Annotated in this window: 12 protein-coding genes and 1 riboswitch; of the genes, 6 read left to right on the top strand and 6 right to left on the bottom strand. The window is 46.3% G+C overall.

Going from position 1 to position 13,338, the window contains the following annotated elements; all coding sequences use genetic code 11:
• The first annotated feature begins 241 nt into the window (after positions 1 to 241).
• The gene (locus C8J48_RS10940) at positions 242 to 661 is read left to right on the top strand and encodes a NucA/NucB deoxyribonuclease domain-containing protein (protein WP_107726725.1); all 420 of its coding nucleotides are present in this window, start codon (positions 242 to 244) and stop codon (positions 659 to 661) included.
• Between the two features lie 302 nt (positions 662 to 963).
• On the opposite strand, the gene C8J48_RS10935 is transcribed toward C8J48_RS10940, so the two are convergent.
• Positions 964 to 1,473, bottom strand: coding sequence for an SgrR family transcriptional regulator (locus C8J48_RS10935; RefSeq protein WP_107726723.1), 510 nt, complete (start codon positions 1,471 to 1,473; stop codon positions 964 to 966).
• Positions 1,474 to 1,643: 170 nt separating this feature from the next.
• On the opposite strand from C8J48_RS10935, the gene C8J48_RS10930 reads away from it, so the two are divergent.
• Positions 1,644 to 2,564 (top strand): ABC transporter ATP-binding protein, encoded by a 921-nt coding sequence (locus C8J48_RS10930; protein ID WP_107726721.1) that lies wholly within the window; start codon positions 1,644 to 1,646, stop codon positions 2,562 to 2,564.
• Positions 2,557 to 3,336 carry an ABC transporter permease gene (locus tag C8J48_RS10925; protein WP_107726719.1) on the top strand — a complete coding sequence of 260 codons (780 nt, stop codon included), beginning with the start codon at positions 2,557 to 2,559 and terminating at the stop codon, positions 3,334 to 3,336. Before C8J48_RS10930 ends, C8J48_RS10925 begins: the two co-directional genes overlap by 8 nt.
• Positions 3,337 to 3,778: 442 nt before the next feature.
• Here C8J48_RS10925 and metE read toward each other — a convergent pair whose 3' ends face one another.
• From metE to C8J48_RS10905, 4 genes are all read right to left on the bottom strand, one after another.
• Positions 3,779 to 6,082, bottom strand: coding sequence for a 5-methyltetrahydropteroyltriglutamate--homocysteine S-methyltransferase (gene metE / locus C8J48_RS10920; protein WP_107726717.1), 2,304 nt, complete (start codon positions 6,080 to 6,082; stop codon positions 3,779 to 3,781).
• Between the two features lie 154 nt (positions 6,083 to 6,236).
• A riboswitch (cobalamin riboswitch) is annotated at positions 6,237 to 6,438 on the bottom strand.
• A gap of 131 nt (positions 6,439 to 6,569) precedes the next feature.
• Positions 6,570 to 7,832, bottom strand: a complete 1,263-nt coding sequence (locus tag C8J48_RS10915; RefSeq protein WP_107726715.1) for an Nramp family divalent metal transporter — start codon at positions 7,830 to 7,832, stop codon at positions 6,570 to 6,572.
• Between the two features lie 826 nt (positions 7,833 to 8,658).
• Positions 8,659 to 9,444 carry an SDR family oxidoreductase gene (locus tag C8J48_RS10910; protein ID WP_107726713.1) on the bottom strand — a complete coding sequence of 262 codons (786 nt, stop codon included), beginning with the start codon at positions 9,442 to 9,444 and terminating at the stop codon, positions 8,659 to 8,661.
• A 16-nt stretch (positions 9,445 to 9,460) separates the two neighbouring features.
• Complete coding sequence (locus C8J48_RS10905; RefSeq protein ID WP_107727711.1) at positions 9,461 to 10,342, bottom strand: fumarylacetoacetate hydrolase family protein; 882 nt, start codon at positions 10,340 to 10,342, stop codon at positions 9,461 to 9,463.
• A 321-nt stretch (positions 10,343 to 10,663) separates the two neighbouring features.
• Here C8J48_RS10905 and C8J48_RS10900 point away from each other — a divergent pair, with 321 nt between their 5' ends.
• From C8J48_RS10900 to C8J48_RS10890, 3 genes are all read left to right on the top strand, one after another.
• Positions 10,664 to 10,936: a hypothetical protein gene (locus tag C8J48_RS10900; protein WP_107726710.1), complete on the top strand. Its 273-nt coding sequence runs from the start codon at positions 10,664 to 10,666 to the stop codon at positions 10,934 to 10,936.
• Positions 10,937 to 10,979: 43 nt separating this feature from the next.
• Entirely contained in the window at positions 10,980 to 11,750 is a 771-nt protein-coding gene (locus C8J48_RS10895; protein ID WP_107726708.1) for a nucleotidyltransferase domain-containing protein, read from the top strand.
• 124 nt (positions 11,751 to 11,874) lie between these two features.
• The gene (locus tag C8J48_RS10890) at positions 11,875 to 12,426 is read left to right on the top strand and encodes a GNAT family N-acetyltransferase (protein ID WP_107727710.1); all 552 of its coding nucleotides are present in this window, start codon (positions 11,875 to 11,877) and stop codon (positions 12,424 to 12,426) included.
• Positions 12,427 to 12,494: 68 nt separating this feature from the next.
• Here the strand turns inward: C8J48_RS10890 and C8J48_RS10885 are convergent, their stop codons facing one another.
• Positions 12,495 to 13,124, bottom strand: a complete 630-nt coding sequence (locus C8J48_RS10885; protein ID WP_170105386.1) for a TetR/AcrR family transcriptional regulator — start codon at positions 13,122 to 13,124, stop codon at positions 12,495 to 12,497.
• Positions 13,125 to 13,338 lie beyond the last annotated feature (214 nt).

The raw sequence follows: 13,338 nt of genomic DNA, 5'->3' as shown, positions 1-13,338 counted from the left end.
GGATTTCCACGATTAAAGAATGGTTCGCCGGTTATTAGTTAATCATTTTATTTTTGTTTTTTAAGTATATCTATGTAAACTGTATATTTTTTGATCATTAACCTAAAAATTATCAAAAAAATGCACCAACAAAGCCATTTAAAATATCCTAACGATTTTTAACAAAAAAATAATTAAATTTTACAAGGAAACCCCTTATAATAGATTTGTCTCAAATTTACGACAAAAGGGGTAGTTCTTCATGCTTAAAAAGCGTATTACTCTGTTTTTGGCCGTTCTATTTCTCGTCTCTTCCATGGTGATCGGTTTTCAGACACAGTCCAGCGATGCTGCCAGCTATGACTATGTCCTTTACTTCCCTAGTGATCGTTATCCAGAAACAGGAGCCCACATCCGTGATGCCATCCGCGCTGGTCACCCTGATATCTGTACCATTGACCGTCCGGGTGCTGATCAGCGCCGTAAAGAATCCCTAGCCGGTATACCGACCAAAGAAGGATATGACCGTGACGAATATCCGATGGCAATGTGTCTAGAGGGCGGCAAAGGTGCCAGTGTACGCTACATATCTCCCTCCGACAATCGCGGTGCAGGGGCTTGGGTGGGGAATCAAGTCAGCAGCTATCCTGACGGTACCAAGGTGAGATTTGTCGTTCAGTGATTGACATGTCAACGCCGCATATGCTGATATGCGGCGTTTTTTTGTTTGCGGAGTAAGTTCAGTTTTTGGTATAAGAAAGAGGTGTGTCAGGCAGACCGGGAATTTATTTTGACCTTCAAACCAAAAAGCGGATTTGTTAGCGGCCATCCGTCTTTCAAATAAGAATCGGTAGACAAGCCCCCATTCAAATACCCCGACCGCAAATCAAAGCCCCCGCTTGAACGGGGGCTTAAAGAGTTGAGCGATTATCACACTTAAACCAACCGTGCGGAATCAAGAAAACCTCGATTGGGCATTTCACGTTATCCCGTTTCCTGTTCTCTTTGTTGCTGGCGTCCTCCGTCTACCAATAGCCATCTTCCCGTGACGGTGGAAACGATGGCGGGGGATAGGGTAGATCGGCTTGGATCGGCTGTATTCCATCCATTTTCATCTAATTCAACCCGTGGGAAGCTCAATTCCCTCATCAAATGTTTGTAGCATTCTTCCCGGATCTCGACGGGGACGCCGTTTTGTTTAAGGGTGCGAATCGCTTCTTTGAACTTTCCACGGCCGACCAAGTGTTTAAAATACAACAGAAACACATCCGATAGAGAACGCTTAAATTGAAATTTTGATCGTCTCCCGCGGCCGCCTCCCGGCTTCCAGTAAAGAAATCCTTCATCGTCCAGTGCGTTCATAATCCGTTTTACATTGCGTGGAGAGCAGTAGAGCACGTTTGATAATTCTTTTAAACTAACTTCCAGTGTACAGTGATTTTCCACTGTCATATAGTTTAGACGCAATTCCAAGTAATGCTCTACAATTTTCATTGAATCACCTTGTTCTCCTTCAAGTTTCTACCGTTATTATAGCGGATGGAAGCAGGGAATACGGGGACATTTTCTAAAATGATTACCCCTTTTTTGATGTTCGTTTCTTTTACAATGACACTAAGGCCCAAATCGTTTATCACTTGATCTAAAAAGAAGGGAAGTAGCCGATGGAACCAACTCCTGTGATAGAGGTTAGCAACGTGAGTAAAGTGATCAATGGCAAAAAAATTGTCGATCAGCTGTCGTTTGAGGTGTTTCCAGGGGAGATTGTAGGCCTTCTTGGGCCGAACGGAGCTGGAAAGACAACCGTGATTAGAATGATGGTGGGTCTCATGGCGATGACGGCAGGGGACATCCTTATTCATAGCCATAGCATTCGAACACAGTTTGAAGAAGCGATTCGCCATGTGGGTGCCATTGTAGAAAATCCGGAGCTTTACCCCTTTTTGTCAGGGTATAAAAATTTGCTTCATTATTCCTGCATGGTACCGGGTATCACGAAGGAAAGAATGAATAAGGTTGTTTCAATTGTAAAACTGGATTCAAGCATCCATGATCCCGTTAGGACGTACTCTCTCGGGATGCGCCAGCGCTTAGGCGTAGCACAAGCAATCCTGCACGAGCCATCAATTCTTATCCTGGATGAACCAACCAACGGGCTTGATCCTGCGGGAATCCGCGAGTTACGAGATTACCTTCATTATTTGGCAAAGGAAAAAGGAACCGCAGTGGTGGTATCGAGTCACTTACTGTCGGAAATGGAATTGATGTGTGATCGAGTCGTGATTATGCAACAGGGGCGATTGGTGAAGCAAGTGAATGAAATGGAGCCGGATGGCGAAAGCATGCTTGTTCAATTTGAGGTGGATCAACTGGACCAAATTTCCGACATTTTAAAGGAGTTGAATTGGAATATAGCGTTTAAGCAGGGTTCAAAGGGGTTTGAGATTACATTGAAAAAAGCGGAGATCGCCGTTCTAAACACTCGATTGGCTTATAGGGGTATTCAAGTGTACGAAATTAAGAGGATGGAAAAAACACTGGAAGATCGGTTTTTGGAAATGACAGAAGGTGATTACAATGACTAGTCGGTACCGTTTGTTGCGGATTGAGCTTATGAAAATCATGGAGCGATTGCGAACGACTGTGTTTATTGGACTGATGATTCTTCTACATTTTTGCATGGCACTCTTCATGAAATATCTAGAACATTCATCAGGGGTTCAGTATGACTGGTGGTCTTTTGCTGCGGATAGTACTCATCTGTTGTTTTTCGTTCAAATCTGGACCATTGTGATCGCGGGGGATATCATATCCAGTGAATTTAACTGGGGAACGGTGAAACTGCTGTTAATCCGTCCGGCCAATCGGACCAAAATCCTACAATCTAAATATTTGGCTGTTTTGCTGTTTGCCGTCCTTTGCATGATTATTTTCTGGATCAGTACATTGGTGTTTGGGTTGATCTTTTTCGGTCAGCCTTCATTAGAGGGAAACCCCATTCAGCAGCTATTAAACCTTGGAATCGATTGTGGTTTGTATCTAGTGGAAGTAATCATGATGGCTACACTCGCTTTTCTGCTTTCCACAGTTTCCCGCAGTAGTTCCCTTTCCATTGGATTGACCATTTTTTTACTGTTTGTAGGTTCGTTTTTGACAGAGTTACTCGCTTATGTGAGTTGGGAAGGAGGAAAGTTTCTCCTGTTCGCCAATTTGGATCTGAGTCCATATGTACAAGGTGGCGATCCTGTGTTCAAAGGGATGACACTGGAATTTTCCCTTGGTGTGTTAATCGTTCATTTTTTATTATTTCATGTAATTGCATGGTTCATTTTTAAAAAGCGGGATGTGGTTGTTTGAGACTCCACACGACTGAAGCCGCAGGATTCTTAGGTAGTTAGCGCACTCAATTCATTTCTGCTTCGTGCAACTCCTAAGTTCAGGGCTGTCTCATCAGCCCGTCCCATGCAGTTCTACAGCTTAAGCTGTATGTACCCGCATGGGCGGAACGCCTGTTACCAGCGTTCTAGTTCCTTTTTGTTCACTCTTATGGTTTTACCCAGCGGAAGGGATTTTCGCCGCTAGAACCCCATACCATAACGTTTTCAAGGAACAAACCCACTATCAGTGGGATGGGCACCGCTCATACGTTCGATTATACAACAAACGGATTGCTCTTACCATCCCCAATAAAGGATACCGAGTAACGCGGCCTTTCATCCCACCCCTAAAGGAGTTGGTCTTTAGTCGGCAAAAATCTGTAAACCGCCTTGCTTCCATAAAGGGGCAAGGCGGAATCCCTTTAAGAAGTAATCGTCTTCTGCCACTGCTGGCGAATCGCTTGTGCCACCTGCACCATCTTTTGCAGGGAGGCTACTACTTCCTCTTCTCGTCGCGTTTTTAAGCCGCAGTCGGGATTGATCCAAAAAAGAGTAGGGGGCAGAACGCGCAATGCCCGCTCAACCGTCTGTAACATTTCCGCTTCTGTGGGGATGCGGGGGCTATGGATATCGTAGACGCCCAGTCCAATCCCTAAGGGATACGTTTTTTCCTCAAAGGCATGGATCAGCTCCCCGTGACTGCGCGAGGATTCAATGGAAATGACGTCGGCATCCAGCGTTTGAATCGCATCGATGATATCATGAAACTCGCTATAACACATATGAGTGTGGATTTGTGTTTGCGGTTGAACAGAAGAGGTGGCCAGACGGAATGCGCGTACCGCTTGATCCAGGTATGCCTTCCACTTGTGTTTCTTTAGGGGCAACCCTTCGCGCAATGCCGGTTCGTCCACCTGGATGATGGCGATCCCGCTGGACTCCAGTGCATCCACTTCCTGTCGCAAGGCATACCCGATTTGAAGAGCGACTTCGCTTTCCGGGAGATCATCACGCACAAAGGACCAACGGATCATGGTGGTGGGGCCGGTCAACATGCCTTTTACCTTTTTTTCTGTCAGCGATTGCGCATAGCTGCTCATCTCCGCCGTCATCGGTGCATGGAAAGCGACATCGCCGTGGATGATGGGTGGTTTAACACAACGGGAACCGTAGGATTGGACCCAACCGTGTTTCGTAAAGGAGAAGCCGGTCAATTTATCGCTAAAATACTCTACCATATCGGTTCGTTCAAATTCACCGTGAACCAGTACATCCAAGCCGATCTCTTCCTGAATGCCGATCCAACGAGCGGTCTCTTTTTGTACAAATTCACGGTAACGTTCCTCGGACCATTCGCCCGTTCGCCATTTTTTACGGGCGCGTCGCACCTCCGGGCTTTGCGGAAAACTGCCGATGGTTGTGGTGGGAAACAGCGGGAAGGAGTAGAATTTTTCCTGCTGTTCTTGTCGTTCGGCAAAGGGATGGCTGCGGGTAAAGGCTGTGGAAGTAAGGTTGGCGATCTCCTTCCGTATCTCAGGAATCCGGCGAAAAGAAGCCTGATCAAACGTTTCAATCGCAGCAGCGTTTTCTTGCAATACTTCGGCAACAACCGCTTGCCCGTGGAGGAATCCTTCTTTTAAAATGCTCAATTCATCCAATTTTTCATGGGCAAAGGCGATTACCCCGGCTAACTCTGATGGTAGCTCCTGCTCTTCTGCCGCATCTACCGGTACATGCAACAGGCTGCAAGAGGGTTGTAACATCCATGCGGCCGGAGAGACGATCTCCCGAATCTCCTCCAGCAGGTTGAGCTGTTTTTGCAAGGGTGTTTTCCAGATGTTACGGCCGTCGATCAAACCTAGCGCAAGTACTTTATCCTCGGGAAATCCATGCTTTTGGAGCGATGCCAGGTTTTCTTCCCGGCCGTACACCAGATCCAGCCCGATTCCGTGTACTGGTAAACGGATTAGATCGGAGTAAGCGGAGACGGAGTCAAAATAAGTTTGCACCAACAGGCGCAGCCCAGGAGCGGCATCCGCCAGTCGACTGTATGCGGTGTGTAACCATTCCATTTCAGCGGCGGTGACATCCGTTACGAAGGCGGGTTCATCCAGTTGAATCCAATCGGCGCCTGCTGCCTCTAATTCTTGCAGCACTTGGGCATACAGCGGAGTGAGGGTGTCCAAGAGCAAGCGGGAAAACTGATCAGGATGAAATCCCTTGGCCAGTTTTAAAAATGTAAACGGGCCTAGAATCACCGGTTTGGCGTTGATTCCCCAGCGTTTGGCTTCACGGAAAGCACGAAGCGGACGGTTTTCCAGCAAAGTGGGTACCATTTCCTCTTCCCATTCCGGAACGATGTAATGGTAGTTGGTATCAAACCATTTGGTCATTTCACATGCGACCGCTTTTTGATTCCCTCGGGCCATTGCAAAATAGGTGTCCAGGGAAACTGGACCTCCATCATGGCCAAAGCGCTTGGGGATCAGTCCAAACATGACCGCCGTATCCAACACATGGTCATAGTAGGTGAAGTCACCCACGGGTGGGAGATCAACCCCTTTTTCCACCTGTGTATGCAAGTATTCATGCCGGAGCGTTTTTATCCGCTCCTCCAACTCCGCTTGCTCGATTTTGCCGGACCAATGAGATTCCAGCGCTTTTTTCCATTCTCGCCGTTTTCCGATTCGCGGGTATCCGAGGTTACTGGTGTATACGTTTACCACAATCCATCGCCCCTTTCATCATTAAAAAAGCCATCTCCCAAGTACACACGCGGAGATGGCTGGATGCTTCTGTTCATGTGATTACTTCCCATGACAAATTCAAATGGGTTCAATCCCGTTCATCCAAACACCTCCCTATCAACCGTAGGTACCACTGGTGTTGTTGGGATAGGCAGGTCTCCTGGCTCCAGGTTCATCATCGGACGGCGCCTTCCCCATTCGTGATCCATGCAAATGAATGAGTGGCTGATATGCCGTCGGTTCCCCTGTTACAGTGGCGGGACCGCATCGGATTTTCACCGATTTCCCTTTTAAACGTTGGACTAATCCAACATACCTATCCCCGTGATATGAAATTATTTTAAAAGCTTACTATAAAGCGGAGGCGTGGTCAATTAGAATGTTTTCCAGAAACACTCGCGTCTGTTCCGACCGACGTAAGTTGTAGTCGCTGGATGGCGGCGATGGGTTCTCTTTAGCGCTTCACCTAAATGACATGGAATAACTCAAGAAAGACACGCAGCGCCAGAAAGGTAACCAGTAGCATAATCAAACCGTAGATGATATTTTGTCTGGAGTTGTTGACGGAATCCCCTAAGAAATCTTTCTTATTGCTGAGAAGCCAGATCAAGGCTGCCACCAGCGGTAACGCCAACCCGTTTAAGGCTTGTGCGGTGACGATGACGGCAATCGGCATCTCGTCAAACAGGGCGATAATCCCGACCGGTACCAAACTGGTCACCACCATGATGATACGACTGCGGAGTGCGGTGGCATCTTCCGGCCACCCAAATGCCTGGTTCATCAAAATGTAGGCCAAAGAGGCTTGATACAGACCGGAAGAAAAACCGGCCGCCCACAATCCCAAGGCAAACGATACCCCAGCAAACCGCCCCAAAAGCGGAGTTAGTTGCATCGCCATATCCTCGGCTCCGGTTATCTCAATCCCTTGTGGATGAATGACGGCACCGGCACAGATGATGATCGATCCGGTGATAAACGCAGTAATTACCATGTTAAAGCGGAGATCGAAGCGGGAGAGGGCAATTTCCCGAGAGGGGATGCGATCGGCTACGGTTGCGTATTTCTTTTTAAGAAAGGCGGATAGGCCCAATACAGTATTAGGGGGCAATGTGGTCGCCAACAGCGCGAGCACCATCCAGTAGTCTCCTCCCGGTATACGGAAGGAAAAGCCTTTGCTTACCAGATCACCGAGGCTGGGGCCGGATACAAAGCCGGTAATGACAAAAGCCACAACCATCAGGCCGATCAAAACCTTATTGATGTTTTCTAACAAGGTGTAAACTCCGAGCCAAGCGATAACCAATGCCGAAATCGCCATGGTCAAGGCCCATGCGGTGATCGTTATTTCTGGTATAAAATAATTGAGGGCCATAGCCGCGCCGGTAAAATTACCCGCTTGAAAAGCGACAGCTCCCGTGATTAGAGCGACCAATAAAAAACCGGAGGCCGGTTTTCCGACATGTTGACGCACTCCTTCCATTAAAGATGTACTTTTACGCAATGTGATGCGAATGGCGGGCTCCTGATAAAAATAGGAGACCACACATGCCAGAATCACAATCCAGAGCGCTTCATACCCATAAGTGGCTCCTGCCACCGAGGTGGTTGTAACGGTTCCCGGTCCAATGATGGCCGCAGCGATAATCACGCCTGGGCCAATCGCTTTTACATAGTCTTTAAATGTAAGTGTGGAAGAGGGCGTAATACGATCCTCTTTTGACGTCATGGCAAAATCCTCCTTTTGTCAGTAATCAATGAATCGAACAATAAACAGACCTGTACACCTATATTTTGGACAATAAAGAAGGATCACTTCCTTTGTTTTAAAAAATATGGAAAAAGAAATTGAGGGAAATGAACAGCTGTCGGTTAATGGCCGATTTTTTTCGGAATGGGACGCATACCGTCCACAATCGGATCTTTAAAACGTACGGCGGGAACAAGGGAGATTTGAGATATACATCGGCACCGCTGTTCCTGCTCAGTAATGGGGAAGCGAGATGCCGTTGGTTAATAACGCTTTTTCAAAGGTATAGCTGCATTCCAGCAGAAAGCCTACCATATCCTCATCCCATACGACAATAGATTAGTCATCTGTACAATCAACTCACCATTTTAGATGCGGTACTGGCCGACATCCGCCCATAATAGGCGGAATATTCATACTTTCAATTCATGAGACTCTGCAAAATATCGCCGCGACACTTCCTGGGACTGAACTTTGGAGATCAACTATTATGAAATCGGCTTAATGTGTGCAGAACGGATCGTATGGGTAGCTTTACGAGAAAATGTGAAAAGCGATGTCTACACCAGCTCCGCTGATCGCTTTTGACCAGTCTTTGCCGTTTGGGTGAAGAACATCGCTTCCTACCTGCAATATCGGTATTACTTTTCTTTATGGTTAAACATCTTTAAACTGTTGAGGTCAAACCAATACTTCCGCCACCGCCCCGCTCCAGTGCAACTACAAGCCTTTGTAACAGCTTATGCGGAAAAGGATGAAGCGAAGCTGAGAGAGTTGTTTACCGCTTTATCGCGTATCCAATGATTTATATCGACTTGATCATGCCGCCATCGACGAGAATGGAGCTTCCGGTCATATACGAGTTAGCATCGGACACTAGGAAAGTAACCACATTGGCAAACTCTTCCGGTGTCCCGTATCGTTTTAACGGGATCGCTTGCCGCGATTGTTTCTCGATCTGTTCGCGGTTGACACCGAGGCGATCGGCTTTCATCTGATCGAGAAAAGCGACGCGGTCGGTAGCGATCCGGCCGGGAGCGACGGTGTTGATCGTAATCCCGTATGGAGCCAGTTCTTCGGCCAGGGTTTTGGTTAATCCGACGATGCCTAAGCGAAAGGTATTGGATAACAGTAACCCCGGGATCGGCTGCTTGATCGAGGAGGAGGCGATATTGATAACTCGTCCGCCTTCTCGCTTTAAATCGGGGAGAACTTCACGAATGATACGAATATAGCTGAGTAAGTTTAACTCAAATGCTTTTTGCCAATCGTCATCGGAAAACTGATCAAAGGAACCGCCAGGAGGACCACCGGCATTATTGATTAAAATGTCGATTTTACCGAAGGTATCCCGTGTTTGTTGCACCAGGGATCGAATGTCATCCACTTTGGTAATATCGGCGGCATGATAAGCTACTTTTCCCGTGCCCATCGGTTGCAACTCAGCTTTCACAGACGCTAACTTTTCCTCGTTGCGGCTGGTCAACATCACATGGGCCCCTTCTCTTACCAATTGAGCGGCGATTGCTTTGCCCAATCCCTGACTGGATGCAACCACCAGAGCAACTTTATTTTGCAGATGAAGTTCCATCACACAAAACCTCCTCTTATCCGGAAATTTTCATGTCCTTTACATGATTGACCAGCTTCTCAAATCCGTCAATCTGACATTCCACAATATCGCCGTCACGAATCACCACTGCGCCTGGAGTTCCGGTAGAAATAATATCACCCGGCAGCAAGGTCATCACCTTGGAGTGAAAGGAGACGAGGGACCAAAGGCGAAAAGTCATGTTGGAGACGACGTTTTTACGGTGGAGGGCTCCATTGATCATGGTTGCCACTTCAAGTTTAAGAACATCGTCCACCTCATCGGGCGTAATCAGATGGGGACCAAAACTAAAAAAAGTATCAAAGCTTTTGGAACGGGTTAAGTAGCGCGGATTTTTCTGCAAAATATCTTCCGCCGTCATATCGATTATCGTCGTAAAGCCGGCGATCACGTCAGGAGCCTCTTCCTCGGATACATTTTTACACGCTTTGCCGATGATCAAGCCCAATTCCGCTTCCGCCGTCGTCCGTTCCGATTGCACTGGAATTTGAATCGTGTCATTAGGGCCGATGATGGCAGTGTCGGGCTTCATAAAGCTAGCTGGTTCCGTATTCGGTGCTTTTTCGCTTAGATCAGTCGCATGTTCCACATAATTGAGCCCGATTCCCCATATTTTGCGGGGATGACGGTAGAGAGGAGCGTATACCACTTGCGATAAAGGGATGATTCGATTGCGCAAGGGATGCATTAGGGATTCCCATTCTTGCTGAAACCATGTTTTTAATGACGGTAATTGCTCGAGGCGGATGATTTCAAATAAGGATGAAGGCCATGTGGTTCCCAGCTCTTCGTTTACAGCGGAAAGGGGGATGACACCTTCCGACAATACGATCGCCGCTAGTTCTTGCCCGTCTTTTTTAATGGTTGCAAGACGCATGCTTTCACGCTCCCACTTTTTCATAATAAGTTATAATGGTCAGATCTCCATAAGATAAATTGTATAACAATTTATCATAAAGTAATAGTTTCTGTAAATGGAATCGCGAATTGATGTCAAGTAAGATGACTTAAAAATTAGGGAGAACGTGTTTCACAGTCTTATCAAGAACGTGTTGACACTTTGCAGGCAGAAGGAATAAGATTTATCTAGAATTGCGTTTATTATCCAATTTTGAAGACGGATCATTGTTTGAAAGAAAATAAAACAGATCAGAAAAAGAGGGTAAGACGAATCAGCTAAAATGGGGGAGTTGACTGGATGTATGGGGAAGGGGTTTGGATTCTTTTAGCCTTGTACTGTGTCATTGGTGTAATTTATTGGAAAAAACAAGGGGAACCGACGTTGTTTGCGGCGATGGAAGAAGAGGAAGATCCTGAAGTTGAGAAATTGAGAGAGCAAGCCAAAATATTGGCCAGAACACGTGGGGAAAGATTTGTTTACATGGTTCTGGCGATCGGGTTCGTCTTGTTGTGGCCGCTTTTTCTGTATCAGGATGTGCAAGCCAAAATTCGCGAGTTGGTGAAGAAATAGCCGCCGTGAGGCGGTTTTTTATTGTAACCATTCATCGATTGAGGTGATCAAGATAAAACAACAAATCGTGGATGCTTTGACCCGAATGGAGAATGAAGAGGGTGTAACCATCCTATATGCGGCGGAATCGGGCAGTCGGGCGTGGGGGTTTGCTTCCGCAGACAGTGATTATGATGTTCGTTTTATATACAAACGACCGGTTCGGGATTATGTGCGCCTATCGGTGTCACGTGATGTGATTGAACGACCGATCGTCGATGATTTGGATGTGAACGGCTGGGATATAGTTAAAGCGTTACGGCTGTTTCGTAAATCCAATCCCTCCTTGATGGAATGGTTGTTTTCGCCGATCGTTTATGTGGAACGAGAAAATTTTGCGGATCAGTTGCGGCAGTGGACGAAAGAACATTATTCCCTTCATCGCCTTGCCCACCATTACCTCAATATGGCCAAAGGGAATTATCGTACCCACTTGGAGGGAAGAGCGGAAATCCAGCTGAAAAAATATCTGTATGTTTTGCGGCCGCTGCTGTGTATCCAGTGGGTGGAGCAGCGGGAAAGCGTACCTCCGACATCCATGTGGAAGGTGATGGAGGGGGTTGATCTACAACCTAAGGTATCCAGCAGTATTGTGGAACTGATTAACCGGAAACAACAAACGGGCGAAATGGGACAAAGTCCCCCGCAGCCTGTATTGGAACAATTTATCCAACAAGAAATAGAGAGAATATCCGGTGTTGTGGCCGATATACCAGACCGAAACCCATCAGATTTAGCCATTGACAACATGATCTGGAGGGAGCTAGGAGTATAAGTTTTTTATGATATAATAATGGTAGATTTCGTTAGAAGGGGTGTGATGCTAATGGTGCATACAAATCGTGTTAACAAATGCTACAAAACTTGTGAAAAACAAACGAAAGGTTGGGATCACACCCTTGATTACCGGGAAAAAAGTCCAATTGCGGCCGGTGTCGCTCGAAGATTATAAAAGAACGTATGACTGGAACAACGATGAGGAAACGGCGAAAATGGGAGTAGGAGATAGCTTATTTCGTCTTAGCCATGTTTCCTTAGAACAGCTTGAAGACGCTTATGAACAAGCGATTCTGAAACTGGATAAACGTGATACAGGGAGTTTTTCTATTTATACGCTTGGGGAAAAGGCGGAACATATCGGTGTAATCGGGTACCGTGAACTACACATTGTCTCACGACGTTGTACAGTTGGGATCGGGATTGGCGAAAAAGCGTACTGGGGCAAAGGCTATGGAACGGATGCCTTGAAAGCGCTCGTCCATTATTTGTTTCAGACGATGAATCTAAACCGTGTGCAGCTTGATACGTGGAGTGGAAACGTGCGAGCGATTCGCTCCTATGAAAAATGCGGGTTTGTTATTGAAGGACGATTGAGAAACGATGTCTATATCGACGGTCAGTATTATGATACCGTTGTAATGGGACTATTAAAAGAAGAGTTTCAATACTGATCAATGGGGCACCTTGAAAAAGGTGCTCTTTTTTATTCTACTATGCGAAATCCTATACGCACCCGTTATTAATCGACCGGCCTGTGTACAGGGCCCTCTTTCAACCCTAATGTAGCCAGTGGTCCGCGACCGGCGATCCGTGTCATAATGGTGGCGATTTCTTCAGGGGTGTGTTGCAGCCCGGTCTCGATCCAGTGCTGAATGATACCCAATTGGGTGGAGATGACAATCGTAATCAGATATTCACGCGGAACCAACATTCTCTCCTCCTCAGGCTGTGAGATTTCTAGTTTTTCTGTGACTCGTTCTCTCATAAACTGTTTCCATTTCAGCAGAAATGATGGGTCACCTTTTGGTCCGAAAAGCACTTTTAGAAAATCGGCTTGTTCCGCGATAAACTCCAGGATGGAAATCAATACGGGATAAGGTTTGTCCTTGGCACTAAAACGAATAAAATCATATAGGTTGATCTCCTGTGTTCGACTCCTTAAGGCGGTAAACAACTCTTCTTGCCATTGTTTCATCAAATCATCTACATCCCGATAATGTAAATAAAACGTCCCTCGGTTGATATCCGCGTGGTTGGTAAGATTACTGACTGTAACCCCCTTTACCCCTTTTTCTTCAATCAATTCCAGCAAGGCTTGGCGTAACAACTTTTTCGTTCTGATTTTTCTGCGATCTATTTTTTTCGACATGGAGATACGCCTCCCTATAACAATAACAGTGAAAAATTTCTTCGATATTGGACATTTGGGGTGTGATTGTTGATTAATCGGCAACATATGGGTTTTTGCTCATTGTTAAACCACTTGCCATTATTATAATGAACATAGAGACCATTAATCAACATGATGTATATTAAAATTGGTTTAAGAGATCTTTTTCGAAAACGGGTATTCATCTAAAAAA

This window comes from Desmospora activa DSM 45169, from assembly GCF_003046315.1.
Taxonomy (GTDB): Bacteria; Bacillota; Bacilli; order Thermoactinomycetales; family DSM-45169; genus Desmospora; species Desmospora activa.
Note: the sequence above shows the minus strand (reverse complement) of the source record. Positions and strands in the feature narration are given on the sequence as shown.

Excerpts from the sequence above, each read along its gene's own strand:
- C8J48_RS10940 (WP_107726725.1), top strand. The coding sequence starts at position 242 with ATGCTTAAAAAGCGTATTACTCTGTTTTTGGCCGTTCTATTTCTCGTC.
- C8J48_RS10935 (WP_107726723.1), bottom strand. The coding sequence starts at position 1,473 with ATGAAAATTGTAGAGCATTACTTGGAATTGCGTCTAAACTATATGACA.
- C8J48_RS10930 (WP_107726721.1), top strand. The coding sequence starts at position 1,644 with ATGGAACCAACTCCTGTGATAGAGGTTAGCAACGTGAGTAAAGTGATC.
- C8J48_RS10925 (WP_107726719.1), top strand. The coding sequence starts at position 2,557 with ATGACTAGTCGGTACCGTTTGTTGCGGATTGAGCTTATGAAAATCATG.
- C8J48_RS10915 (WP_107726715.1), bottom strand. The coding sequence starts at position 7,832 with ATGACGTCAAAAGAGGATCGTATTACGCCCTCTTCCACACTTACATTT.
- C8J48_RS10910 (WP_107726713.1), bottom strand. The coding sequence starts at position 9,444 with ATGGAACTTCATCTGCAAAATAAAGTTGCTCTGGTGGTTGCATCCAGT.
- C8J48_RS10905 (WP_107727711.1), bottom strand. The coding sequence starts at position 10,342 with ATGCGTCTTGCAACCATTAAAAAAGACGGGCAAGAACTAGCGGCGATC.
- C8J48_RS10900 (WP_107726710.1), top strand. The coding sequence starts at position 10,664 with ATGTATGGGGAAGGGGTTTGGATTCTTTTAGCCTTGTACTGTGTCATT.
- C8J48_RS10885 (WP_170105386.1), bottom strand. The coding sequence starts at position 13,124 with ATGTCGAAAAAAATAGATCGCAGAAAAATCAGAACGAAAAAGTTGTTA.